A 24,160-nucleotide genomic window follows, 5' to 3' on the forward strand; every position below is an offset into this window, starting at 1 on the left:
AAGTATATTAAAAGATGATAAAAGGTTTTTTTTATCTAAAAGGAAAATGAAGATGAAAAATTTGCTTTAAAAAGAAAAAAAATGAATTGCGAAGAAATAAAACAAAAAATAGGAATCAGAACAGTTTTGGAGTCGTTCAACTTATTTCCATCCAAAGAAAACCGAAGAACAGCTTTTTACTTTGCAATTGACAGAGAGGAGAGGACACCAAGTTTATCTGTTGATTTTGTAAAAAATAAGGCATTTGATTTCGGGACCGGCAAAAGTTATGATGTGATTTCAATTGTGCAGCAAATTAATCAATGTTCTGTTTCTGATGCTTTGAAATACTTGGCAAAGTTTGACTTTTTTCTCCGGAATGATATTCAGAAAGTGGAGTCTAATCAAGAAGTGGAATACGAAATCTTAAAAACGAGTGAAATTAGGCACTTTGCATTAGTTCAGTATTTAACATCACGTAGAGTTTATGAGCAAAAGGATTTGGTCAAAGAGGTTCATTACAAAATGAATGGCAAAAAGTATTTTGGAATAGGCTTTTTAAACGACTCTGGTGGTTTTGAAATACGAAACAAATATTCTAAAATCTGTTTGGGTAAGAAAGATGTTACATTGATAAAAACTCAAAACAACTTTGATGAAATTGCAATCTTTGAAGGCTTTTTCGATTACCTGACTTACAGAAATATGGAAAAAGAACAAAGCACAGATTATCTTATTCTCAACTCTACGTCAATGCTTTTTAAAATTGAAAACGAATTGAAGAAGTATGATAAAATCTCATTGTTTTTAGATAATGATTCCAACGGAAAATCTGTCAAAACGAAAATCGAAAATCAATATAAGAATGTGGAAGACTGTTCTTTGATTTACAACGGTTTTGAAGATTTGAATAAATGGTATTGCGAACGAAAATAGAGATTGTTTAATCAAAAAAGAAATATTTTCGATACGGTTTTCCGTAATGCAATTAGAATATTAATGATGACCTTTAAAACTGTTTAACAAAAAAAAATACTTTTATGGAAACAGTTAAGGCTATTAAGCCAGGTCCAAAACCTAAAAAAGAAGATGGAACGCCCGATAGAAGACCTCGGGTAACTCCACCAAACCAACCGAAGCATCCGGATTTGAAGCCGCATACGCACAAACCCGGAGATTCCAAGTAGTAAAAACAAATCCCAACTGAAAAGCTGGGATTTATTTTTTATCAATTATTTCTTAGATTCTTCAACAGAGATTTTTCTAAAGTCTTTAAATAATTTACTCAGTTCCAAAGCAGATTTTCTTGCTCTAGTTCCGGCTGCTTTGTTTCCTTTTTCAACTTGTTGGTTTGCTTCTGTAGTGAACGCCTCAAATTCTGCGTTGATTTTTTCGATAAGTTCTTTCATAAGGTATGTTTATATATTTAATAAGTCCGCAAATATAAATTTTTATTCCTTTCTATAAGCACTTTTAAGCCTATTTGTAAATTTTTATAGAATCATAAATGATTAAACGACTTGAATTTCATTTTAGAAAAATGAGACTGTAAAAAACGGATTTTTTTAATGGATTTTCCTTTGTTTTCCGTTGACAAAAACGTCATTGAACCAATTCATCACTGTGGTTTGTGCTTTTTACTATTGCAAATGTAGGACAGCATCATTCACTCAAAAAAATCTTTTTGGGTTTCTACAAAAATTCTTTCCACTATGCTCCAATAATTTTTCCAGACACTCCTAAATCCTTCGGACAAAAAGATTTCAAGCCCGATTCAACACTGTAATCCACTACGGGAAGTGAATCGGGTTTTGTGTGCCTGATGCTTTCCTATAATCATCGGCAAAGAAAAAGCCGGAACCTCAGTTATACGAATCAATTCAACTCAAGACGTTCTTTGACATCAACGAAAAAACAAATGGAAAAACAACAGAATATACTGTTTTTCAAAACTTAAATATAAAAAAGAGAGCCGAGTGTCCTCGATACCAAATCAAATCACTCAGAATTTAAAATTAAAACAATCAAGAATTATCAACAAAATTTTAACAAAATAAATCGAAACATTATGAGTACAATTATCGGTAGAGTTACCAAAAACGCAGAAATCAGCATTTTAAAAAATGACAAACAAGTAGTTAATTTTTCAGTAGCTATTAATGACAGCTACAAAAATAAACAAGGAGAAAAGGTGGAGCAGACCACTTATTATAATTGCGCATATTGGCAAAGTCCTAATGTCGCAAAATCTTTAACTAAAGGGACTTTGGTAGAACTATCAGGCAGAACGAGTTCAAATGCGTGGATAGGTAAGGATGGAGAGATAAGGTCTGGATTAAACTTCCATACTTCAAACATAAAGTTTCACGGAGGAGGAAAACGAGAAGGTGTACAAAACTTTGTGACAGAAAAAGCACAAGACAAAAAAACATTTGCAGAAGATACAGACGACGATTTACCATTTTAATTACTCAAAATTATGGAAGCACAATTTAATTTTCAGATAAAGCAGAAAAAAGATGAAAGAGAATGGGAGGACATCGAAGTCTATTATGTAACCAATTGCGACAGAATCACAGCAATACGATACGCAAGAAATATTTCCAAAATTTTCAAGTCGGAAATTCGATTGACACAAGGTAAAGAACCTTTTAGAACAAGTGGAACTTATATCTATGAAAACAACTAAAATTAGAAAAATATGGCTAACAGATGCAACAATAAGGTAACATTTAAAGGAAATCAAGCAAGTTTGAATCAAGTATCGGATTTGTTTCGCACAATGATAGATAATGAAAGTAAAGGAAAAATAGGTCAATTACCCGATTTCATTCAAAGCGAGTACGGATATTTTTCTGAAATCTATAAAGACGAAACAGAAGAATGCTCTTTTCATTATGATACAAGATGGAGTCCAAACATTGAGGTGTTGTGGACGATTGCAAATCATTTTGATGTCGAATTCGTGTTAAGCTATGAGGAATCGGGATGTATGCTTTTAGGCAAGACCTTTTATGAAAATGAGATTTTGAAAGATTATTGTTTAAACCAAAGTGACTTTCAAGATTGTAGCTACAATGAGGAAGAAAATAACTATCAGTTTGAGGGCAATATCTATGAGTACAAAGATGAAATAATGAAAATCCTTTTAGAAAGGAAAATAGCTTTCGGACAATCTTAATAATTAATACAAACTACCACTTTCGATAGTGGTAGTTTTTTATAACAAATAAAAAAATGAAAAAATCAATCAAACCAACCGAATATTTATTAATAAAAGCAAAGAGCGAATGGGACGACTGTGATTTTGCAATTATACATATCTCCGAAGAATGGAAAAAAATCCAAAAGAATAGATTGAAAGTTGTGAAAATTGTTGAAAATGATTCCGATTTGAAATGGCTCAACTATGAAGATGTCAATGTTGAGTTTTTCAAATTCTCTAAAGAAAACTACCCTCAAATTGAAGAATGGCTTTCGGAGAAAAATCAATTTTTCGTCGTATTGGAAAAAGATGATTTGAAACAACTTTTACAGCCCGAACACGATTTGCACAACCATCAAATGCAAGTCTTTAGAAGTGGAAATGCCATCTACAACGCATTCGGAAAACACACAAGTGAAGAATTTTTCACAGAACAATTTTCATTGGTGGAACTCATAAAATAAATTAAAGAATCAAAATCACAAATCATAACAATTATGCAGACCAATTTTTTCAGACATATCGCAAAAATGGACTTAACGGGAGATTTGCAAATCACACTTCGTCCGACGACTGAAAATTGCTTTGTTCTTTCCATACTGCTCAACAATGAGCGGTGTGGAGACGAAGCAAGGAAATTAATTCCACCTCTTAATCTTCGTGGAACGGCGGAGGAACTTGATAACGGTTTTTTTGAACAAATAACGACACCATTGCAAACCGCTTCGGGATTGATGGTGGATATGGAGGCTTTTATGAAGCAACTTGAAGAAGTCAAAAAGAAATCGGCAATGGAAAAAGAAAAGAGTGACAAGGATAAAAAGGAAAAAGATGCTAAAGAGAAAAAGTATAAAGAAGCATTGCAAAAAGCCGAAGAACTTGAAAAGGAGGGGAAATATAAAGATGCTTGGACAGCACTTCCAAAAGCTTCTGAGTATCCCGACTTCGCAGAAATCATACGCAGTAAACAAGACGAATACTCAAAACATCTCGCCCCAAATCTTTTTACCGAAGCTAGCGACGAAAATGTGCCAATTGAAACTATCTAACCTAAAAAATTTTAAAAATGTTACTTGCAACACTATTAGAAAGAGTTTTTGTTTTGAAAGACAATGGACACGAAATAAAACTTACAGACCCCGAACCTAAATGGAGTGTAGAAGCTGTGATGAATTTTTACGCCAATACTTACCCAATATTAACCACTGCAAAAGTTTCAGCACCGCAGATTAAAGATGATACTATACAGTACAAATTTGAAAGTGTAATGGGGACTAAGGGATAGATAAATATTGCTACTTGTTAAGAGCAAATTAATTTAAAGCCAGTCCTCCTTTTTCAGCAACCAACAACAAAATAAAAATGAATGCAACAAAGAAAAATTATATCGGGAAAAATAAAGTTGCCCGAAGAAAGACAACAAGAAAAGTTACATCAACAATTGGGCAGGTTCGCTCATTGGCTTCAAAAACCAAAGACCTTGAACGAAATTCGGAAAGACAGACAGAAATCTGTACCAATAACAATGCTTCCAATGGTTTTCTAAGATGTAAGTTTCTTCCTAAACAAGAAGAAGTATCACATTTTCAAGATAGCAAGAAAATACTTAACACAGAAAGGGACTTTTATAAGTCCCTTTCTAAATTTTCCAAACAGTATGGAGTAGAGCCAATGCAAACCAAAGACTTTGGTTTTCCATATAATTTGGCTTTGGCAATATGGGATATTGAAACGAAAATGAAACAGGCTAATGCAGATTGGAATCAATTCAAACTCATACGAACTAACGAAAAGTTTCATTTTGCAAAAGAAGAACAGTTCTGCACTAATACATCACTATATTTTATTCCAGTTGTGCCACTTTTTAAAATGCTTCACGACAAAAATTATAAAAAGAATGCCCAACTTCTACTTTCTGTTTTTAGCTATCTCTATCATATTGCCAACGTTCCGTATTACAGACAACAGGATAGTTATCTCTATTGGATATACGAAATGCACGAAGAGTGGATGGAACAGGAAGAGGAGGAAGCAAGAGAGGATTCACAGAATTATTGGCGAGAATTTAAAATGTCCAAGAATATAGGTGACAAAATTGAAAAAAAATTATTCAATCTAAAAAATTTGGATTTTTTTGAACAGCGTTTGAATTGTTTTAAAATCCAAAATGAATTTGACATCATTTGCCACAAAGTTGCTTTCGAAGCTTTTGCTCTTTATTCAGAATATCCAAATACAACAATTTTCAGAAATAAACCATCATCTGAAGAAAACCCATACGATGACGATTATTCCAATAAAGCTATATCAATGGATATGTACATTTCATTTGTAGCTAATACCAAAGGCTGTTTGTACAATAATATTGAAGATAGCATTAATGCGGAGTTCAATGAATACGGAAGCATTGAAGAGCCAACTATTTACCTACCTATTAATGGAACAGAAATTCCAAAAGCGGATTTTGATTTTGAAAATCGATTATTCACTTTAATGGAAGAATTACATCAAGTGTTAACCTATTAAAAAATTAGAATGAATAATGTAATTGATACCAATAAATATTTAGGAATGCTGTACGAACCAAAATCTGCATTGGTTTTTTACGAGTCCTTATATAAAAATGAAATGTATGTTGAACACTTTGATATGGACAGAAATGGAAATCCAATCAATGCACATCCGTTAACTGTAAACGAAGCAAAAACGTTAGCAAAATCTTTAGTCATTGATAAAGAAATCGAGAAAGCCTTTTTAAAGTCTAAAGGAATCTTAGCCAATAACATTTTGCATATTAACCCAAGCCAAAAAGGTTCAGTGATTTGGTACACCAAAGCACAAGAACGACAAATGTATTTTGTGAAAAATCTGGAAATACCCAGCGGAAAAGCAAAAGTTCCTGCTATGCTTTGGATTGCGGATAAAGAAAACCTTTCTGTTTTTGCATTATCAAACGATAAAAGACCAACAGAAAACACAACATTACATTACGCTCCATTCTTCAATGTTTATAACGATGGTGATGTTTGTATGGGAAATGTCGATATAAAAATTCAAAATTCAACTTCGGTAGAGGAATTTATAGAACAATGGGAGAGCTATTTTTTCAATTCTTATTTCAGCCATTTGGTAGGAGGTCATAATCCTATTGATGGGAACTTAGTAAACCTTTGGAAGAAATTGCTCAAATCAAATGAAGCGTTTCCCAATGAAATATTAAAAAAGAACAACAAAACCCTTAAAAATTTATTGCGATGATTACAACAAAACCAACCGTTCATTTTGTGGACAATTCTTTGCTTAGTCCAACGAATCCGATTTCAGTTAATCTTATCGGTGGTGGGGGAACAGGTTCAAAAGTCTTGACCGCTTTAATGGAAATGAATCACAGTCTTATTGAATTAGGACACGCAGGATTACAAGTTCGTCTTTGGGACGATGATATTATCACAAGTGCCAATATAGGAAGACAACGGTTTGCGGAATGTGAAAGAGGATTGTATAAATCCGTTGCATTAATCAACCGTATCAATCGATGGGCAGGAACCAATTGGAAAGCCGAAACCCAAAAGTTTGAAAAAGATAGTTTCGGCAGATTTTCAGTAGATGCTAAAGCAACGATTACGATGACCTGCGTAGATAATGTACAGGCAAGGTTTGGTGTTGCAGAAATTTTAAAAGAGAAAGATGATTACAAAAGTTTTAGCAATCAACCGAAGTATTGGATTGACTTTGGGAATGGTAAACATACAGGTCAGGTCTTGTTATCTACTGTAGGAAATTTAGGACAACCCAAATCCGAGAAATATGAAACAAGAGGTCATCTTCCATTTATTACTGAGGAATTTGGAGACCTGCTAAAACAATCCGAAACAGAAGATGATACACCAAGTTGCAGTCTCGCGGAAGCATTGGCAAAGCAAGATTTATTTATCAATTCAACTTTGGCTCAAATGGGATGTTCGCTTTTGTGGAATTTGTTCTGTGATGGATTAACTGAGAACAGAGGTTTTTTTCTTAATCTAAAGAACTTCCATTCTCAAGCGATTAAATTGTAGATTTTGCTGTCCGATGAAAGTCGGGCGGCAAAAATGCAATTCCTCCCTTGGGGTCGGAAACGCATTTTTGCAAAATAAGAAGCAACCCCATTTCAAAAACATCTCCGTGCGTGAACTTTGGATGTTTTTGAAAAAAAGTTGCGGAGTATTTTATTTTTTTGAATTATTAAAATCAAGTAGATTCAAAAAATCTTGTTCAGTCATCTTAGTTCCAAACAACTTTTAAATCTTTAAATTCTAAGTTTGTTTTAGTTTTCTCAAACGTATTTCTCTCTGGCTGTGAGGTAGTTTTGAATTTAAATATTTTGATAAATAAGGGTTCACCTTGTATATCTTTAAATGAAAAATTTAGTTTCAAAGGAACATTTTTGGCCAATTCAGGAAAGGTTTTGCTGGATTTATACAAGTCAATTTTGTGTTCATTACCTTCAATATCTACAATACTAATATCTTCGATTGTCATTTTTTTATTCTCATCCTTGGACTCAATAATGAAACTTATTTCAATGTTTTTCCCAGCTCTATTACCTGTAACTTTTGTGATTCTATAAGAAGAATTTTCTGTTTCTGTTTCGAGAATTGGCTTATTGATGTCAAGCACTTTTTTTAGATAATCGTTTTCAGAAGTCAAAACTTTATTGGTTGATTGCAAAGCTTCGTTTTCTTTTTTTATAGCTTCACAGTTTGTTTGGCCAAATCCTGATATTGCAATTGAAAGTACTGATAAAGTAATTAGTTTTTTCATAAACCCTCTTTAATAATGTGTTTGTTTGATATTCAAATATACGATTATTGATTTCTATTTCCTGTTTTACAATTGAAAAAAGGTTCTAATTCTTATGCTTTTTTTCTGACTACATAGGTTGTTTTCAGTTTGCAAAAATATAAATCCTGTTTCTGCTCAAAAAAATCTTTTTGGGTTTCTAAAAAAATCTTTCCACTTCGCTTCAATAATTTGTTCAGACACTCCTAAATCCTTCGGACAAAAAGATTTCGAAGCCTTCATTTCATTCTTCCATTTCGGTTTTGACTGAAACTGGATTTCTATCGTCAAAAAGCAATGAAAAACAACTCAATAGTCAGAAAAAATTAAAGCACAGCAATCTGTGACTTTTCCAAAAAATAAAACAAAATACAAACATTTTTAAAATTTCAATTATGAAAAATCCAAACATTTCAGCCAATGATTTTTATGACAATTTTATGGGAACAGAATCTTATTACTCCTATATAGGAAAACTGTTATTAACAGATGGTGTCATAACTATAGCTCGGGAAGAATCTTGTTTCTGGTTTCTTGACTGCATCGCATCCTACCAATTTTCAGAAAAATTTCAAAAAGAAGAATTCCAAGTCTGGAAAATCGAAAGAATTGAAGAGAATAGATTCAACCTTTCTGCGACTGACGGAAATGATAATGTTCTGGCTACACAAGATATTGAGTTTTCTGATTTCTTCTTTAATGAGTTTACAATCTGGAAAGAAGATAATGTTTTACTCCTACCAAGTGAACATTAATCACAAAGAACCTCACGATGTACAGGCAATCGTATTTTTTTAACTTAAAAATTATTACAATGGGAACATATTCAATAATATATCTGAAAAAACCAGAAAATGCTAAAGAGATTAATGAACTTCTTAAAGAAAAATACAACCTAAAATATGAAACTTACAATGGAATAGAGTATGGTCTATTCTTTTCGCAAGAGATGTTTGATGAAGATTTACGATATATGAATGAAGAAAAGGAGGGATTTTCTAATTTACCACATTTTAAACGCCCTATTTCCAAAGAAACTTACTATTCTCTTATTTTCGGAGCAGGAAATTGTTTTGGAGATATAGGAACTGTCTGCATTAAAATCTCAAGTATTTCCGAAAAAGACATAGATACTATTAGGTCTCTTCAGGAATTTTCAAAAACTCCGGAATTTAAAAAGTTGATTAATTTCAGAAAATCTAAAAATCTTCAAAGATTATTGCAGACTAAAATTTAGTTAGTGATTATAAAGCCAATTGGAAGTATTTTCCAATTGGCTTTTTTTATAAAAGATTCGCAAAAATGCATTTCTTCTCTTTGGTCGAAAATACATTTTTGCGAAATATAGAGCAACCATTTTAAAAATATCTCAGGTCAAAACTTACCAATGATTTTGAAAAGAGTTTATAGATAAATAATTTTAGTGGATGTTTATATGAAACCATCATTAAATTTTAAAGCGGAATTATTTTATTCTTCTTCAGCCAACCGTAGTCTTGAACGCTCCAACCATTCTTTATCAATGTTAATGATGGTGAAAGGAGCTTCAGGATTGTTTCTTTGATTAAATACAAAAATCTTGGAGAAAAAATCCTGTTTTATGCCAAGTGCTACTGACTTGTTTAGATTAAAGGATTTCCAGTGGCTAAAGATTCGTTTTGGTACATAAAATTCAAAATCTGTCGATTGAGTCCGATTTTGTGGGTTGTAAACAGTTAGTGTCCAGATGTTAGGATTATCTTCTGTCCAATGTATTTCTGCTTTTAAAGTGTAAAAGATTCCGTAATTATTCTGCCTATTTAAAATGTTGTCTTCGGTTCTCGTTCGTGAGAATAAAAAAACCATATCACCAGTTTCCAATAATCCTACATAAGAATATCTCAAAACTGTGTTAGAAAAAGTAACAATATCCCCAATGATGTTATCATCACTCAAAAAGTTATATGCTCGTCGGTAATTAAAATTCGATAAATCACCATCTCTATCTTTTAAAAAGTTATACAAGTTTTGAATATCATCTTGATTGAAACTGTCAATAAGCCTTTGAGTAATTCCATTAAAATTATCTATTGTACGTGGACCTAAAAACCAGCTTAGAGATAACAAAGGTATTTTGTTATTTGATGCGAATTCTACAGCAGGTTTACTAAAGTCATTCACTGACGCAACGCCTACCTGATACAAAAAACGGGTTCTGGTATCTATTGCGTAAGAAGCTCTTCTATTATTTTGCCTTTCTAAGATACTTTCTCTTGTTACAATTTCAAAATCATTCAAATCATTTCTTAAGCCAGCAGCATTCCTTACAATTGTTAGACTTGTAACTGATCCGTAAGCTTTGCACTCAAAGAGTAATTGAGTTGGATAGGCAAAGGGCATCTGAATTGGAGGATTCATTATGATATCGGCATCGTGTGCAGCTCCTTTGCCATTTATAAAAAATAGCCCTCCTCTTTCAAAAGAAAAAAATTCTTGGGCTTGCACATTGGTGAATCCACAATTTTTCAATAGCTGTCGAACAATGTACTCTAGTAAAGCTCCTTTAATATTGCCTGCTTTCATTAGAAGATGTTATTAGTTTTAAAATGAAAATCTAAAAGTCAAATATTCTGTGTTTGCTTATCATTAAATAAGTTATTAACAGAGCTTCCACGCGCTTTCAGAAATTTTGATTACATCAGATTCAGACAAAATGCTGGGCATTACACTAACGTCTTGTACCAAAGTACGTGATATTTTTATTCCATAATTATTGTTTAATCTAACCGAGTAATTAAAGTCATCGTTTAAAAAGTGTTCAACATACAAACCTAAGTCTGTATTTATTATTCTAGTCTTATTAACTAAATCAATTACTGTGGATGTGTTTTCTGTAGTTTTATGCATATATTTTTATTTGTTTATCCATCTAATCAATTCCTTTTCTCCCTCTACCAAATTCGAGTTGTACTCAAAGACTAAATTATCATAAAGTCCTTGATTAATAATATATCCTAGATCTTCATAATAATTTGTTTCTGTCTCTGTAATTACAGTTAGACAAGTATTATTCTTTTTGTTAATTTTTAAGATGTTTGCAATAATGTGGTTTTGAATATCCAAAGAGGCGTGCATAAAATAGTCGAATTGTTTAGTGCTGTTATCGACAATTATTAAGTTCATAATGATTATAAATTTGAGTATGGTTACTACCCAAATATACGCAAAAATTTGCGAATTTTTTAAATTTGAATTACCGGTGAAATCTAAAAATAATTTATTTTTAAACTTTTTACAATCAATAATTAGGCGTTACAGTAATTATAGGATGCTTATTTTTATTGTTCGATAAGAAAAATTCCCGACTATTTTCGTTTTTTATTCTTCTTTCAAGTAAGTTTACGAAAGGTAATTTAATTTCTTGCGTACTTATAATGTTCTTCTATTTATTTTGCTACCTGTATAAAATTTGCACACTCAAATAAAAGGGGTGTTTAAATTTTATACACTCAATTCTTAAAAGTGTACAAATTATTACCCACAATTCATTAATAATGTACAGAAATTGTACATTCTCAAAATAGTTTCTTTCTAATCTTTTTTATTTCAAAAGCAATTTTAGTACAAGAAGTTGATAATTAGACTAATAGTTTGTTTTTTGGAGCTCTGAAAAAAGTAAATTCCTTATACAGCAAGATGTGTCTTTGTATATACAGACTTTTACAAGTTGTACATCCAAAGACTCTCTTGCCTTTTTCTTCAAAAAGGGTAAAAAACTGCGGAACTTGTTTTTTTGTTTTCTGTGAAATTAGGTTTAAGATTCCAGATTAATCCAGATTATTCTTTTTTAATCTCCAGAGATTCCAGAATCATCCAGAATCATCTTATTTAGCCCAGCTCCCATTAACACTATTGTTTTCAATGTTTTGATGTCCCAACTTTGCAGAAGAAATGTTAACCAAAAAAACGAAATGAGAATACCTTTTTATTTTTTTCTGCTATTCATAGTCATAACTATTCGGGGACAAGTCGGAATTAATACCAAATTACCAGAAGCTACTTTGGATGTTGTAGGAAAACCAAGTGATTCTAATCATTATGATGGCATAATTCCTCCTCGTATTACAGGCGACCAGTTATCTACTAAGGTATATACTTCAGGTAAAAAGGGTACTATCGTTTTTGTGACATCTCCTGCAACCAATTTAGTCGGTCAGGTTAAGTATGTTGTTGAAACAGGATTATACTGTTTTGATGGAAGTTTTTGGCAGCTACTTTTACAAGATAAAGATCCAATCGAATATTTCATTTTACTGACATTCGACCCAACCAGTACTGCAGGACTTACTGCAACATCAACTTGGTCAACTCCGAGAAATCAGTGGGGTAATACAAACGCATATTTGACTTCATCAAAATCTTACTCTGTAGGGACAAAAAATTTTGGAGGATTAAATGGAAATATATCTTTTAAAAAAAATAATGGTATTGTCAACATCCGTTTTCAGTTATACAGATCAGATAGCGAACCAATCACAGGAAATACTTTCATCAATATTGGAGATATATGCAATGATTTAGGTTTTGTCCCATATCAAATCGCCTTACTACATCGAGAAAATTCAACCCAATATTTTCCAGCCTTGCTTGAAAATTATGGTTTTCAAATTCCGCAAAGTACTTTAAGTTCAATGTCACCCTCATTTTATACATATGGAGAAGTGCAAAGTTATTCTAACTGGAGGAAGCCATATCTAAAGTAGAATCTTCAAAATTGAAATTCTGATACAAGTGATGAAAGAAAGCGATTCTATAACCAAATGAATTTATATAAAAACAATAATAAAATGAAAACACTTATTTATCTTTTTTTGTCCTTTTTTGGTATAGCGGTTCACGCTCAAGTCGGAATCAATACCCAAACACCAGAAGCAACATTAGAAGTTGTAGGCAAACCCAATGATACTAATCATTATGATGGAATTATTCCACCACGTATTACGGGAGAACAACTGGCAGCAAAAACTTATTCAACTGCAAAAAAGGGAACTATAGTCTTTGTGACATTACCTGCGACAAATTTAGTTGGTCAAGTGATTCATATTACAAAATCAGGTTTATATTATTTTGATGGTAGTGCGTGGATACCTTTTACTCAAGAAGACTCTCTAAATGATGTTGTTCTAAGAGGAAATTCTTCAACAGTAGAACTTGTTGTCAAAAGTAATCTCCATCTTGATTTTGATAGTAAGGAAAATTATACACTTGGAAATTCCCGAGGTCAAATTACAGGCGAGTATAATTCTATCGTTGCGACAGATTCTAAGATAACTTCAGGAAAAGGAAATTCTGCTAGTTTTTACGCAATGTCTCAGGGAGAAATTACAGGAAAATTGAATTATGGAGCAGGTGTTTCGGCACTGAATGGCATTGTAAACGGAACAATTTCAGGAAGCAGAAATATTGGAATCGGGGCAGGAGCAATGTCATATATCACTTCCGGGAATGATAATATATCGATAGGATATTTGTCAGGTACAGGAAACCGAACAGGTTCCAATAATATCTTCATTGGTACAGGAGCAGGAAGTCCTGCCACTGGTAACAGAAGTGTTAGTAACAAATTGGCTATACATTCAACCCCCGTCACAACAAGTTCAACCAACTTTTGGGATAGTATTACGAATAATTATACGGATTACAAATTCGCGTTGATTTCGGGGGATTTTTCTGAAAGGTGGCTAAACATCAATGGAAAATTAAGTGTCACGCCATCACAAATGCCTAATGCAGATAACGATTCTTCATATACGAAAAGAGTAGTGGCTAAATCTGATGGATCATTTGGTTTTGCAACAGAATTTATTCCTCAACCTCCACCTGTAGGAAGCTATGTTCTAAAGAGTGTAAATGGTGTGGCAAATTGGGAAGCACTTTAATGCACAGCGAATTCAATTGAACTTAGAAAATAAACCAATGAAAAATTACCAAATATTTTTAATTCTGTTATTATGCATTTCATTGACCTCCTGCAAAACCATAGTAGCTAATCCTGGGAGACCATTAATTGAAAGTTCAATAGAAGTTGGCAGAAGCTATGAAGTTCAAGATTTTAATGCAAAAGTACTTAATCTGAAAATCACGGGATTTGATAAAGATTGTATCTATGGAATTTCGGCTAAGAAAGAACAGATTATCCTTGAGAAAGCAAGCATTAGGCAAATGAAGAAATGGAAAATATTGAATTCTGTTTTTGTAGGCGCTTTAGCAATTGCTACTCTAATTTTTATTCCAATTTAGATATACTTGAATGAAACTATTTACTATTTCAAATGAGTCCGATTGAAACCGAGAATAAGACTATCATTTTTAGAATCAGTAATCAGAAAAAGCAAGAATGGAAAAAAATATGCGATACAAGAAATATTTCGCTTACAAGTTTAATCATCAATTCTGTCGAAAACAGGATTTTGGATGATGAAAGAAGACAGGTTCTCGAATTCATTGAAAAACAAGATAATGTTTTTGTAAAGATTGAGACCAATATCAATCAGGTTGCTAAGATTGTAAATACGCAAAAATTCATCGGTTCAGAAGAGTTAAAAGTTTTTTCTGAAAAGCTTTCAGAAATAATAATTCTAAAAAAGGAGCAGAACAAAATATTTGAAAACATTTATTCTTTGCTTCAAAATGATTGTTAAAATAATGAATCCAGCTGGATCCGACTTTCCAGGAGTTAATTACAATGATAAAAAAATAGACAAAGGAAAAGGGGAGTTGATGATGATGAAAAACTTTCCATCATTCATTAATGAAAATAGTGATAAACAGCAAGTCAGAGATTATTTAAAAGTTATTTCGGCTGGAAATAAAAGAGTAATTAGGCCTCAATTTCACGCAACAATTTCGACCAAGTTCAGGGAACATTCCAAAGAAGAACTTACAAAAATTGCTGATGACTTTATGGATGAATTGGGATATGGAAAACAACCATTTATTGTGGCTTTCCATAATGACACAGAGAACAATCACATTCATATTGTTACGACTCGAGTAGATAAACAGACTGGAAAGAAGATTAATGACAGTTATGAAAAGTTAAAAGCTCAAAAAGCTTTAGCTAATACTCTAGAGAAACTTTACGGAATTAAACCGGAGGAAGTATTGAACAAACTGTTGAAATACAAAATGAGTTCCCTCCATCAGTTTGAAACTTTACTTAACAGAAATGGCTATAAACTGGGTGAAAACACAAATGATGCAAAATCTTTGACCATTTTAAAAAACGGAGTAATCCAGCGAACATTATCAGGAGACCAAATTGTTTTTGATAGTAGAAAAAATGAGAAAAGGACAAAACAGCTGAAAGCCATTTTTTCAAAGTATAAAGATATTTGCTCCAATAAGGTTTTCAAAGTCGAGGATTTTAGAAGGCAGGAAGCAATGCTTCCGGAAGAGCAGCAAAAAGATGATTGGACACCAATAATTGAATTCGAAAGTGAACTTCAGAAAAAGCTGAAAGATGTTTTTGGGATAGACTTAATATTCCATCATAAAGATGATTTGCAACCTTTTGGTTATACGGTCATTGACCACAAGACAGGCTCAGTTTATAAAGGAAGTGAAATAATGAAAATGAATGAGTTGTTCGAATTCACTTCGGAGAAAATGGATAAGAAACTGTTTGAAAGTCTTAAGGATTACAATATTCCAAATGATGACACTAAAGTAGTACTACAAAGATTTTTAAAAGATAGAAATTCAAAAAATGAAATAAAAGACTTTATGCTTTTTGAGAATAAAAAGCTGAAAAATAAGGAAATATTAACAGCAATCAGAAACGATGTAAAAGAATACCTGAAAAGCCAAAATAAAGAAGATGTTAATATCATCAAATCAGAGGATGGAAAATATTACATCGTTCATTCTAGACTTCATTACATCGGAGAATTGGAACCAATGATTGGGGAAAAGAAATATCAGGAATTCCTAAACCCTCAATTAAAAACGGCGCACCAAAGCGAAAATAAGGAAGGGGGTGAATTTAAAAAAGCTGTCAATGAAATGCTTTTTGAATTAATGAAAAGTACTGGGACTGCAAGGGATCCTGCTGAAAATGAACTTAAAAAACGAAGAAAAAAAAGAAATAGATAAGTAAAATGTAGCTTCCAATTATTTAAAAGATATAGAAAATTATGATAATCACTTTTGCCACACAGAAAGGAGGAACCGGTAAAACAACGCTTGCCATTGCTTTTGCCAATTATATTTCTGTTAATTCCAAGAGAAAGGTCAATGTATTCGATTTCGATTTTCAGAAGTCATTTTATCATAAATGGAAAGAAGACGAATTGCTGGATATTCCAAAACTATATGATGTTGAAATCATCGATGAAGAAAACGAACAGCCTTTCTCGGATTTTGAAACTTTGATCGAATTGAAAGAAAGTGAAGAAATAAACATATTCGACCTTGCAGGAACATTGGACGTGAAATACAGCGACCTTCTTATCTATAGTGATTTCATTGTCATTCCTTTTGAATATTCCAATGTCTCTGCGAAATCAACGTTGGTCTTCATTAATTTTTTGGGACTATTGGAAAGCCAGGCCGAAAGAATATTTATCCGCTCGAAATATGATAAAGGCTACAAATACCTTAATCAGGATGGAATGGATACCGAAATCAGCAGGTATGGAATCTTACTGAAAAGTCCTGTATTCAAAAGAAATTGTCTCCAAATCCTTGATACAAGGAAATTGACCTATGAACAAAAATATGCTGTAAAAAACCCATTCGTAGAATTAATAGATCATATTAATAATTGCCTTGAAATTACTTTGTAACCACAAATACTTTACTAAAGATGATCAAAATAATTACCACTATCATAGCCGTTTATCTGCTTTATTACGCAGGCAATATGGTCTACGATCTTTTTCTGAAAAAAGATAATTCTGGAAGACCGGAAGAAACTGAAGAGTATTCCCTGACGGAATTTTCAGAAAAAGACAAAAACGAAATACAACAAGTTGGAATCGATGATGTGGAAAATATCAATACTCCTAATTCTTTTAATCAAAAAGAGCTTTCTCAGGCAAATCAAGAGATACAGGATGAAACCCGTGACCTTGATCACTTTCGAAAGAAGTTCGAATCTGAACAGGATATTGATGACTATAACAATATTCCAGAAATATCAGAGAGAACAAAAGAAAATAATCACAATGAAACTGCAAGTCTTGATTCTGCAAAAATTGAGAATCAGAATCAGGAAAAAAAAGAAGCAGAATCACCTAAGCTCAAATCCTTTCATAGACAGTTTAAGAACTTTCTAAACCTCGCCGAAACCAACGTTCAGGTTCTTTCTGATCTTGACGGCTATAAGGTCTATCAGTCAATGATCTAAGAGATTAATCCACACATTTCAAATCTAAAATGATCCGCCAATAAATGACGGATAGCACACCGCTTATGCCAATTTCTGAGCAAAATAAACACAATTCTTAACATAAATCTTCAATTATTATGAACTACAAATCTAAACGACATCAGCTGGTTAAAAAGTTATTAACTGCTTGTGTAATTCTCTTGGCTATTACCCCGGCATTTGGACAGGGTGGTGCAACAGCGATCTCCAATGCTGCCAATGACATCAAGGATTATTGGGATCCAATCAAGCTTATTCTAAAAGCAGTAGGAGGATTGGTCGGTTTCATCGGCGGTCTAAGAGTGTATAACAAATGGACAAATGGTGACCAGGATGTCAACAAGGAAATCTTGGGCTACGGAGGTGCTATGATATTCTTATTGGTAGTTCCGGAATTCGTAACAGCATTCTTTGCTTAATATGGGATTCTATCTCTACAAGGGGCTTAAAAAACCCCTTGTATTTTTCGGACTCAAAGGCAAATACATCTTTTATGCAGTTGGCGTAATTGGAGTTGGTGTCATCGCAGCACTCATATTATCCAAATTCGGATTGCTGGGTTCTCTTTTGGGACTCGCAGTTACAGGAGGAGGTGTCTATTTCATTTTCAAAAGACAGGATAAATATGGTTTGTACGCTAAGACCAAAAACTTCAACCAAGTTTTGATTTTCCCAAAAAAAATAAACAATAAAACACTTTTAGGTTATGTCCAAAATAAAGAAACTAACATTTGATATTCCTTTTATCGGATTTGATTACGGAAAAGATTTCGGGTGGGACTTTGATGTTTTATTTGGACAATACGGAAATCCTATTATCGGAATTAGAATAAAAAATGCCGTTGAACAATATTCTGCAGATCCAGATCAATATCTGAATTTTCATACGGTTTTGAATCAAGTAGTGTCTATTATTGGTGAAGGTAGAATTGTTCAAAAGCTTGATATTTTCTCAAAAAAGAAATACGAAGCTGAAGAATCCAATCAATTTCTCCAGCAAAAATATTCAGAGCATTTTGATGGCAGGCTTTTCAAAACTATAGAAACGTTACTTTTCTTCACAGATATTGTAGATGATAAGCTAAAGAAGAAAACAAAACATTATAATTTCTCTGAGAAAAGTTATAAAGAGCTTCGAGATAAATGCCAAAAGGTATTTATGCTTTTAAGACAAAGTGATTGCGAACCACAATTTCTATTTGAAAAGGATTTTGAACATTGCATTTCCGGTGTATTGTCAATGCAGTTTTCTGACATACCAAGTTTTGATAATATCAAAAGTACCAATGAGTACCTGCAGATCGGAAATCGTTTCGTCAAGAATATTTCCTACGTCGATGTCGAAAATATTGATCTGCCTTCCGAAATAGACCCCTATTCTATACTTGGAGGGAATGGTGCAGCATCGGAAACAGCTGTGGATAATTTTACATTTATCAATGAACTGGAAGATTACGAAACAATTGTCTACAATCAGGTTATTACCATCCCACTACAGGCACAACAGCAAAGAGAGCTCGATAAGAAAAAGAAAAAGCACGAGGGTGCAGCCAATAATTCTCCGTCCAATGCCATCATTGCAGAAGAAATCCAAACTCTTCTCCATAATATCGCTACAGATGGGCAACTGGTTGTGAATGCTCATTTTTCAATTTTGTTTTCAGCAGGCACATTAGAAAAAATGGAGAATATCCAATCGATGATTGAAAATAAGCTTTTCACGAAAGGAATAATTGTTTCCAAGAATGCTTACAATCAGCTGGAGCTCTTCCGGTCTGCTATTCCTGGCAATGCCACGGAGCTTAGGGAATACGATCTATTTATGACGACAAGCGAAGCGGCCTTGTGTTTTTTTTTTAAAGAGAGTTACCCCGTGAATGAAGAATCTAATTTCTATCTGAGGTTTACGGACAGGCAGGGAGTTCCATTAAAAGTTGACCCTGCTGACCTGCCTATGAAAATTGGCAGAATTAACAATCGAAACAAGTTCGTTCTCGGACCAAGTGGTTCAGGCAAGAGTTTCTTAATGAACAATATCATTGAGCAATATCTCACCTATAACTATGATGTTGTCATCGTAGATACAGGAGATTCTTATTCAGGAACCTGCAAATACAAAGGGGGAAGATATATTCAATACACTGAAGAAAAGCCAATCACAATGAATCCTTTTCTGATGGATAAGAAAGAATTCAATATTGAAAAAATAGAATTTTTGACGAATCTGATCTTCCTGATCTGGCAAGGTCCTGATGCTTCAATGTCATCTGCGCAGAAATCAATATTGGACAATGTGCTGATGTCCTATTATCATCAGTATTTCAATTCGGGAACTGAATGGTATGAGAATAAAAGTTCAGAAGAATTACTTCTTTATTTGAATAAATACAACATTCACGAAGAAGATATTTATGCTCAATATGAGAGTGAAGTTAACGAACAGCGGACATACTACGATGTTTTAGGAATTTCCTTTGATGCAAGTTCTGAAGAGATCAAGGAAGCCGGAAGGAAACTATTGAAGTTCTATCATCCTGACAAGAACATCAATAATCCAGATTATGACAATGAAAAATTCTATACCGTTTACGAGGCTTATGAAACGCTGGGTGATGAAGATAGAAGAAGAATTTACAATGAAACTCAATTGATTCTTATTAAATCCAATGAAATCATCAAAAAGGATAAAACGGAAGAAAACTGGGATGAATCATTTAGGAAAGCCATCATCAGAAAAATCAAAGAACTTGAAGAGAAGTTGGATGCAAAAGAACTTTCCTTTAATGGTTTCTATGATTACTGTGACAAATTTCTTCCTCTTTATCTGAATAATAAGAAACACAGTATCACAGAAAGAGAATTTAACCTAAGAACTTTTCTATTTGTTCTGAGAGATTTTTATAAAGGTGGAAGATATGGAACAACACTCAATGAATCTGCTGATAATACTTTGTTTGACGAATCGTTTATCGTGTTTGAGATTGATAATGTAAAAGATAATCCAAAACTTTTTCCCATTGTAACACTCATCATAATGGACACCTTTATTCAGAAAATGAGGCTCAGAAAAGACCGAAGAAAAGCTCTGATTATTGAAGAAGCGTGGAAAGCAATCGCAAGTAAGTTGATGGGAGGTTACATTCTATACCTCTATAAAACGGTAAGGAAATTCTGGGGAGAAGCAGTGGTGGTAACACAGGAATTGGATGACATCATTGGAAATGCAGTTGTAAAAGATTCCATTATCAACAATTCGGACACTTTCATTCTTCTTGATCAGACCAAATTCAAGGACAATTTCGATAGGATAGCCGCATTACTTTCATTGAATAAAGTCGAGCAGAACAAGATTTTTACAATCAACAACCTCAATAACAAATTCGGAAGAAGCAGATTCAAAGAATTTTATCTGAAGCGAGGTTCTAAGGGAGAAGTCTATGGTAACGAAGTTTCAATAGAGCAGTACTTAACCTACACGACAGAGAAACCCGAAAAATCGGCAGTAGAGTATTATGTACAGAAGTACGGAAGCTATGATGAAGCCCTTATGAAGATTGTCTCTGATTTAAAAGTTTTTGGAGACAGCCTTGAAAATCTTGTTTCGCTGGTCAATCTGTATCAAAATCCCTTAGACCAAAAGATTGTTTCCTATTACCGCAGGATGAAAAATGAAAACAAAGGGAAAAATATTTTCAAAGTTATTTCACAGGAGCTCGAAGACCATCAAATCAGTTTTTCAGAATTAATCACTAAAAATTATCAGTATGAAGAAACTTAGTCTATTTTTTCTAGGATTCGGCAGTTTTTTATTTGCTCAGAATACCTATATCGATCCTACGGTAACAGCTGCAATGATTCTGTATTCAGAAAATCTAAAAGCCAAACAAAATGAAGTTATTGAAGAAACATCCAAATTAAAGGATGCTCAAACCTGGGTCGGAACCCAGATGGTAGCCGCCAATGATATTCAGAATAAAATATTAAAGGGCCTGAAAGAGGTTTCCGGAACACTTCAAAACGGCATTCAGGTACAGCAGATCTACACTGAGCTCAACAAATGTTATGATTATTCTGCTCAGGTTATTCAATTGGCTTCGCAGCATCCTCAATATGCCATATTTGGAACTAAGGCTTCACAAAAAACCTACGAGCAAAGTTTGAAAATAGTAACAGACATCACTGATATTCTGGCATCAGGAGAATTGAATCTGGCTACTGCAGGAGACCGCTATAAAATCCTGCATAATATTTCCGGCAATGTGAAAAATCTGAAACTATGGCTTTTGGCAATAAAGCTAAGACTGGAAAAAGCCAACCGATTGGGGTTTTGGAATTCCATCAATCCTTTTGCAGGATACATCAATACCGATAAAGGGATTGTGGAGAATATAATGAACAAGTATAAAAGGAATTTTTAAAAATCAAGAGATGAAAAAGATTTTTCTAATCCTGACTATTCCTATTTACATCTTAATCACTTCTTCAAGTGGTGGTTCTACACCTGCGTGGCAACAGGAAAATGTTTCTTTTCCAATGATGGACCTGGAGATCAATGCAGCAATGAAAGAGCACGACCGACAAAAAGAAATGAGACAGAAGCAAACTGTAAATGCTACGGTGGAAACTATTAATCAATCACAATGGAAAGATTTCAAGGAAAAAATTGTTAAAGTTCAGGACAGGCTTCGTATTGTCTCATTTGCTGTTCAGTCAATACCAACAGGAATCTCTATGAGCAGAGAGATAACGAAGATAACGGATAATCAGACCGCTATTATCAATGAGATCAGCACCGCGCCATATTCTATCATAACCGTTTTGCCTTCGCAAGTACAGTTTGTGGATGACCTCCAAATGGTCACTCGTTTAGTGGCAGGGATCATCCTGTCATACGGAGCTATCAACCAGATGGAAAAATCGGAACGTAAAATTTTACTGGATTATGCATTGGGAGAAGTCAAAGCAATCAGCAGAAATTCTACGCATATGCTTTTAAAAATAAAAGATATCAAGGCAAAGGTTTTACGAAACAAAAGAGCATTCCAGTATTATGTCAATAGAGATAAACAGGTTGTAGAAAGTATAATGAACAATTTCAAATCCTTTTAAGATGAAGAAAATATTAACCTTTGGAATCATTGCGCTCTCCAGCATTTTTGTAAAGAGCCAACAGATTGTCATCAATGATAAACTTCTATCCCAGATCACGCTCAATCACGGTGTTCGGTTGGCAAGTGAGCAGGCATTCTTGGATTCTTATGAAAAACAAAAGGAGCTGTACGATGATATCAACAATAAAACCACCCAAGTTATTGCGATTCAGGAATACATCTATCAACAGCTTAAAAATGTTAATTCAGCGCTTACACAAAGCAAAAAATTAATCTATCTGTATCAGTATTTAGGAAAGATTGTGACGAATTCCAACAAGATGCTGGATCTGTCTGCTCAACATCCTGAATATGCAATTCTGGTCTCAAAATACTATTCTGAAATCGGAACACAAGTCACTAAGCTCCAACAGGAAGTGACCCAGGATGTCTTGAACGAAGACAAAGATTTCCTGATGGATGCAATGGACAGAGAAATGCTGATTGAGAAAGTATTTACCAGGGTAAGAAATATCAATGGAAACATTCTTTATATCATTTTACGATTGGAGAACGCCAAAAAAATCCCGTACCTGTTCCAAGTCCCTGTACTCAGAAACTATCTCAATATTGACAAAGCTATTGTCGGTGATATCATTCAAAAATACAAACACCTATTCAATTAGACCTATGGAAAATCTATCAAAAATAGCAAAACTCTCCCTCTTACTATTTGCTGTTGCAAATGTTTTTGGGCAAGTCAGTGTAAAGAGATTGAACGACCCATCTATTGTTGCACAGCATAAGAGGATGACCTTTGAAAGCTGGGGCGACTGGCGACCATATCCTAAATATTTTCTTGGTATTCAAACCAATTTTGCTTACGCAACGGTTTGGGGAATGTGGGCTCCTAAAATTAACCGAGATTATAAAGACGGTGACGATATAAGACCACTAAAACCAACCGGAGAACAGAATCTACGATTCGTCCAGTTGAAATTTCAGGAGGATGAAGCTAAGAAAATCAAAGCCGCTTCGGATACCATTTATAAGAGAAGCGTGCAAGATCTTGCCCATTGGACTTCGGCGACTGTCGATGCCGACCCTCTCTGGCTTCTTTACTACAAGCGAATGTTGAAACCAATCACTGAATTTCCGGATACACCACAGAATTTTATCGAATGGCGACTGAAAGATCAGCAGACTTATGAAACGCTCAATACAACTGGTACATTAAAAAGGCTTCAGGAAGAACTGGATTTAATTAAAGATAAATATTCAATGTCCCGCTCAATGGATATGCCAAGGGGGAAGCGCTTTGTAATGTATCACGAAACCCTTATCAAATGGAGAAAATTTGTTCAGGAATTAAGAAAGCATAATAACAAAACGACTTTGTTGCTGGATTACAAAAATATACTGAATAGCCATTTACCCACAGCTTTACCAACGCAATGGACACCTGCTTCAGACAAACAGATTGTTCAAAATGTAATGCAGCAATACAAACACAAATTTTAATATGAATAAAACATATACATACTTTTTTTGTCTTTTGGCTATGATAGTACCGGTGTTGGGTTTTGCCCAGACGGATAGTGATTACAGTAATCTTTTACAGTTTTTAAAAGGTGATGGCGCTTTTGAAAAATGGTT

30 protein-coding genes are annotated in these 24,160 nt (G+C 33.6%); 26 read left to right on the top strand and 4 right to left on the bottom strand.

Annotation, left to right across the window (positions count from 1 at the left end; genetic code table 11):
- The first annotated feature begins 81 nt into the window (after window positions 1–81).
- Window positions 82–915 carry a DUF8464 domain-containing protein gene (locus tag ACQQ6V_RS14260; protein ID WP_123870295.1) on the top strand — a complete coding sequence of 278 codons (834 nt, stop codon included), beginning with the start codon at window positions 82–84 and terminating at the stop codon, window positions 913–915.
- Window positions 916–1,211: 296 nt separating this feature from the next.
- Here ACQQ6V_RS14260 and ACQQ6V_RS14265 read toward each other — a convergent pair whose 3' ends face one another.
- The gene (locus ACQQ6V_RS14265) at window positions 1,212–1,388 is read right to left on the bottom strand and encodes a BF3379 family histone-like protein (RefSeq protein WP_002981164.1); all 177 of its coding nucleotides are present in this window, start codon (window positions 1,386–1,388) and stop codon (window positions 1,212–1,214) included.
- Window positions 1,389–2,047: 659 nt separating this feature from the next.
- Between ACQQ6V_RS14265 and ACQQ6V_RS14270 the strand changes: the two genes are divergently transcribed.
- The 9 genes from ACQQ6V_RS14270 to ACQQ6V_RS14310 all read left to right on the top strand — a co-directional run bounded on the left by ACQQ6V_RS14270 (window position 2,048) and on the right by ACQQ6V_RS14310 (window position 7,242).
- Window positions 2,048–2,446: a single-stranded DNA-binding protein gene (locus tag ACQQ6V_RS14270; RefSeq protein WP_123870296.1), complete on the top strand. Its 399-nt coding sequence runs from the start codon at window positions 2,048–2,050 to the stop codon at window positions 2,444–2,446.
- Between the two features lie 12 nt (window positions 2,447–2,458).
- A complete protein-coding gene (locus tag ACQQ6V_RS14275; protein ID WP_123870297.1) occupies window positions 2,459–2,668 on the top strand; it encodes an addiction module toxin RelE in 210 nt (69 codons plus the stop codon).
- A 12-nt stretch (window positions 2,669–2,680) separates the two neighbouring features.
- Entirely contained in the window at window positions 2,681–3,160 is a 480-nt protein-coding gene (locus ACQQ6V_RS14280) for a DUF1281 family ferredoxin-like fold protein (RefSeq protein WP_448846144.1), read from the top strand.
- A 56-nt stretch (window positions 3,161–3,216) separates the two neighbouring features.
- Window positions 3,217–3,648, top strand: a complete 432-nt coding sequence (locus tag ACQQ6V_RS14285) for a hypothetical protein (protein ID WP_123870299.1) — start codon at window positions 3,217–3,219, stop codon at window positions 3,646–3,648.
- Between the two features lie 33 nt (window positions 3,649–3,681).
- On the top strand, window positions 3,682–4,233 hold the full coding sequence (locus ACQQ6V_RS14290) for a PRTRC system protein E (protein WP_123870300.1): 552 nt from the start codon (window positions 3,682–3,684) through the stop codon (window positions 4,231–4,233).
- Between the two features lie 17 nt (window positions 4,234–4,250).
- On the top strand, window positions 4,251–4,469 hold the full coding sequence (locus ACQQ6V_RS14295) for a PRTRC system protein C (protein ID WP_076506291.1): 219 nt from the start codon (window positions 4,251–4,253) through the stop codon (window positions 4,467–4,469).
- A gap of 77 nt (window positions 4,470–4,546) precedes the next feature.
- Complete coding sequence (locus ACQQ6V_RS14300) at window positions 4,547–5,710, top strand: hypothetical protein (protein ID WP_448846145.1); 1,164 nt, start codon at window positions 4,547–4,549, stop codon at window positions 5,708–5,710.
- Window positions 5,711–5,719: 9 nt separating this feature from the next.
- Window positions 5,720–6,442 (top strand): PRTRC system protein B, encoded by a 723-nt coding sequence (locus ACQQ6V_RS14305; protein ID WP_123870302.1) that lies wholly within the window; start codon window positions 5,720–5,722, stop codon window positions 6,440–6,442.
- A complete protein-coding gene (locus ACQQ6V_RS14310) occupies window positions 6,439–7,242 on the top strand; it encodes a PRTRC system ThiF family protein (protein WP_123870303.1) in 804 nt (267 codons plus the stop codon). Before ACQQ6V_RS14305 ends, ACQQ6V_RS14310 begins: the two co-directional genes overlap by 4 nt.
- Before the next feature lie 205 nt (window positions 7,243–7,447).
- Here ACQQ6V_RS14310 and ACQQ6V_RS14315 read toward each other — a convergent pair whose 3' ends face one another.
- Complete coding sequence (locus ACQQ6V_RS14315) at window positions 7,448–7,987, bottom strand: transposase (protein ID WP_123870304.1); 540 nt, start codon at window positions 7,985–7,987, stop codon at window positions 7,448–7,450.
- Window positions 7,988–8,400: 413 nt separating this feature from the next.
- Here ACQQ6V_RS14315 and ACQQ6V_RS14320 point away from each other — a divergent pair, with 413 nt between their 5' ends.
- On the top strand, window positions 8,401–8,760 hold the full coding sequence (locus ACQQ6V_RS14320) for a DUF6876 family protein (RefSeq protein ID WP_123870305.1): 360 nt from the start codon (window positions 8,401–8,403) through the stop codon (window positions 8,758–8,760).
- Between the two features lie 59 nt (window positions 8,761–8,819).
- Entirely contained in the window at window positions 8,820–9,242 is a 423-nt protein-coding gene (locus ACQQ6V_RS14325) for a hypothetical protein (protein WP_228459746.1), read from the top strand.
- Window positions 9,243–9,475: 233 nt separating this feature from the next.
- Here ACQQ6V_RS14325 and ACQQ6V_RS14330 read toward each other — a convergent pair whose 3' ends face one another.
- Together ACQQ6V_RS14330 and ACQQ6V_RS14335 are read right to left on the bottom strand one after the other, a co-directional pair.
- Window positions 9,476–10,567 (bottom strand): hypothetical protein, encoded by a 1,092-nt coding sequence (locus ACQQ6V_RS14330; protein WP_123870307.1) that lies wholly within the window; start codon window positions 10,565–10,567, stop codon window positions 9,476–9,478.
- A gap of 330 nt (window positions 10,568–10,897) precedes the next feature.
- Window positions 10,898–11,167 carry a hypothetical protein gene (locus ACQQ6V_RS14335; protein ID WP_448846146.1) on the bottom strand — a complete coding sequence of 90 codons (270 nt, stop codon included), beginning with the start codon at window positions 11,165–11,167 and terminating at the stop codon, window positions 10,898–10,900.
- 788 nt (window positions 11,168–11,955) lie between these two features.
- On the opposite strand from ACQQ6V_RS14335, the gene ACQQ6V_RS14340 reads away from it, so the two are divergent.
- The 14 genes from ACQQ6V_RS14340 (at window position 11,956) to ACQQ6V_RS14405 (ending at window position 24,025) form a co-directional block, all read left to right on the top strand.
- Window positions 11,956–12,747, top strand: a complete 792-nt coding sequence (locus ACQQ6V_RS14340; RefSeq protein ID WP_068941718.1) for a hypothetical protein — start codon at window positions 11,956–11,958, stop codon at window positions 12,745–12,747.
- Between the two features lie 84 nt (window positions 12,748–12,831).
- A complete protein-coding gene (locus tag ACQQ6V_RS14345; protein WP_068941720.1) occupies window positions 12,832–13,923 on the top strand; it encodes a phage tail-like protein in 1,092 nt (363 codons plus the stop codon).
- Between the two features lie 37 nt (window positions 13,924–13,960).
- Window positions 13,961–14,284 (top strand): bacteriophage spanin2 family protein, encoded by a 324-nt coding sequence (locus ACQQ6V_RS14350; RefSeq protein WP_141395636.1) that lies wholly within the window; start codon window positions 13,961–13,963, stop codon window positions 14,282–14,284.
- 32 nt (window positions 14,285–14,316) lie between these two features.
- A complete protein-coding gene (locus ACQQ6V_RS14355) occupies window positions 14,317–14,685 on the top strand; it encodes a hypothetical protein (RefSeq protein ID WP_068941724.1) in 369 nt (122 codons plus the stop codon).
- On the top strand, window positions 14,675–16,138 hold the full coding sequence (locus ACQQ6V_RS14360; protein ID WP_068941726.1) for a relaxase/mobilization nuclease domain-containing protein: 1,464 nt from the start codon (window positions 14,675–14,677) through the stop codon (window positions 16,136–16,138). Before ACQQ6V_RS14355 ends, ACQQ6V_RS14360 begins: the two co-directional genes overlap by 11 nt.
- A gap of 41 nt (window positions 16,139–16,179) precedes the next feature.
- A complete protein-coding gene (locus ACQQ6V_RS14365) occupies window positions 16,180–16,830 on the top strand; it encodes a ParA family protein (RefSeq protein ID WP_068941728.1) in 651 nt (216 codons plus the stop codon).
- A 20-nt stretch (window positions 16,831–16,850) separates the two neighbouring features.
- On the top strand, window positions 16,851–17,393 hold the full coding sequence (locus tag ACQQ6V_RS14370) for a hypothetical protein (RefSeq protein ID WP_068941730.1): 543 nt from the start codon (window positions 16,851–16,853) through the stop codon (window positions 17,391–17,393).
- A gap of 119 nt (window positions 17,394–17,512) precedes the next feature.
- Window positions 17,513–17,833, top strand: a complete 321-nt coding sequence (locus tag ACQQ6V_RS14375) for a DUF4134 domain-containing protein (RefSeq protein WP_082811093.1) — start codon at window positions 17,513–17,515, stop codon at window positions 17,831–17,833.
- A gap of 1 nt (window position 17,834) precedes the next feature.
- Complete coding sequence (locus ACQQ6V_RS14380; protein ID WP_068941734.1) at window positions 17,835–18,149, top strand: DUF4133 domain-containing protein; 315 nt, start codon at window positions 17,835–17,837, stop codon at window positions 18,147–18,149.
- Window positions 18,121–21,192, top strand: coding sequence for a TraG family conjugative transposon ATPase (locus ACQQ6V_RS14385; RefSeq protein ID WP_185124654.1), 3,072 nt, complete (start codon window positions 18,121–18,123; stop codon window positions 21,190–21,192). Before ACQQ6V_RS14380 ends, ACQQ6V_RS14385 begins: the two co-directional genes overlap by 29 nt.
- Window positions 21,179–21,832, top strand: a complete 654-nt coding sequence (locus ACQQ6V_RS14390; RefSeq protein ID WP_068941736.1) for a hypothetical protein — start codon at window positions 21,179–21,181, stop codon at window positions 21,830–21,832. Before ACQQ6V_RS14385 ends, ACQQ6V_RS14390 begins: the two co-directional genes overlap by 14 nt.
- Window positions 21,833–21,842: 10 nt before the next feature.
- Window positions 21,843–22,523 (top strand): hypothetical protein, encoded by a 681-nt coding sequence (locus ACQQ6V_RS14395; RefSeq protein ID WP_068941738.1) that lies wholly within the window; start codon window positions 21,843–21,845, stop codon window positions 22,521–22,523.
- A 1-nt stretch (window position 22,524) separates the two neighbouring features.
- Window positions 22,525–23,190, top strand: a complete 666-nt coding sequence (locus ACQQ6V_RS14400; RefSeq protein ID WP_068941741.1) for a hypothetical protein — start codon at window positions 22,525–22,527, stop codon at window positions 23,188–23,190.
- A 4-nt stretch (window positions 23,191–23,194) separates the two neighbouring features.
- Window positions 23,195–24,025: a hypothetical protein gene (locus tag ACQQ6V_RS14405; RefSeq protein ID WP_068941743.1), complete on the top strand. Its 831-nt coding sequence runs from the start codon at window positions 23,195–23,197 to the stop codon at window positions 24,023–24,025.
- The last annotated feature ends 135 nt before the right edge of the window (window positions 24,026–24,160 follow it).

Source organism: Chryseobacterium electrogenes, from assembly GCF_053553015.1.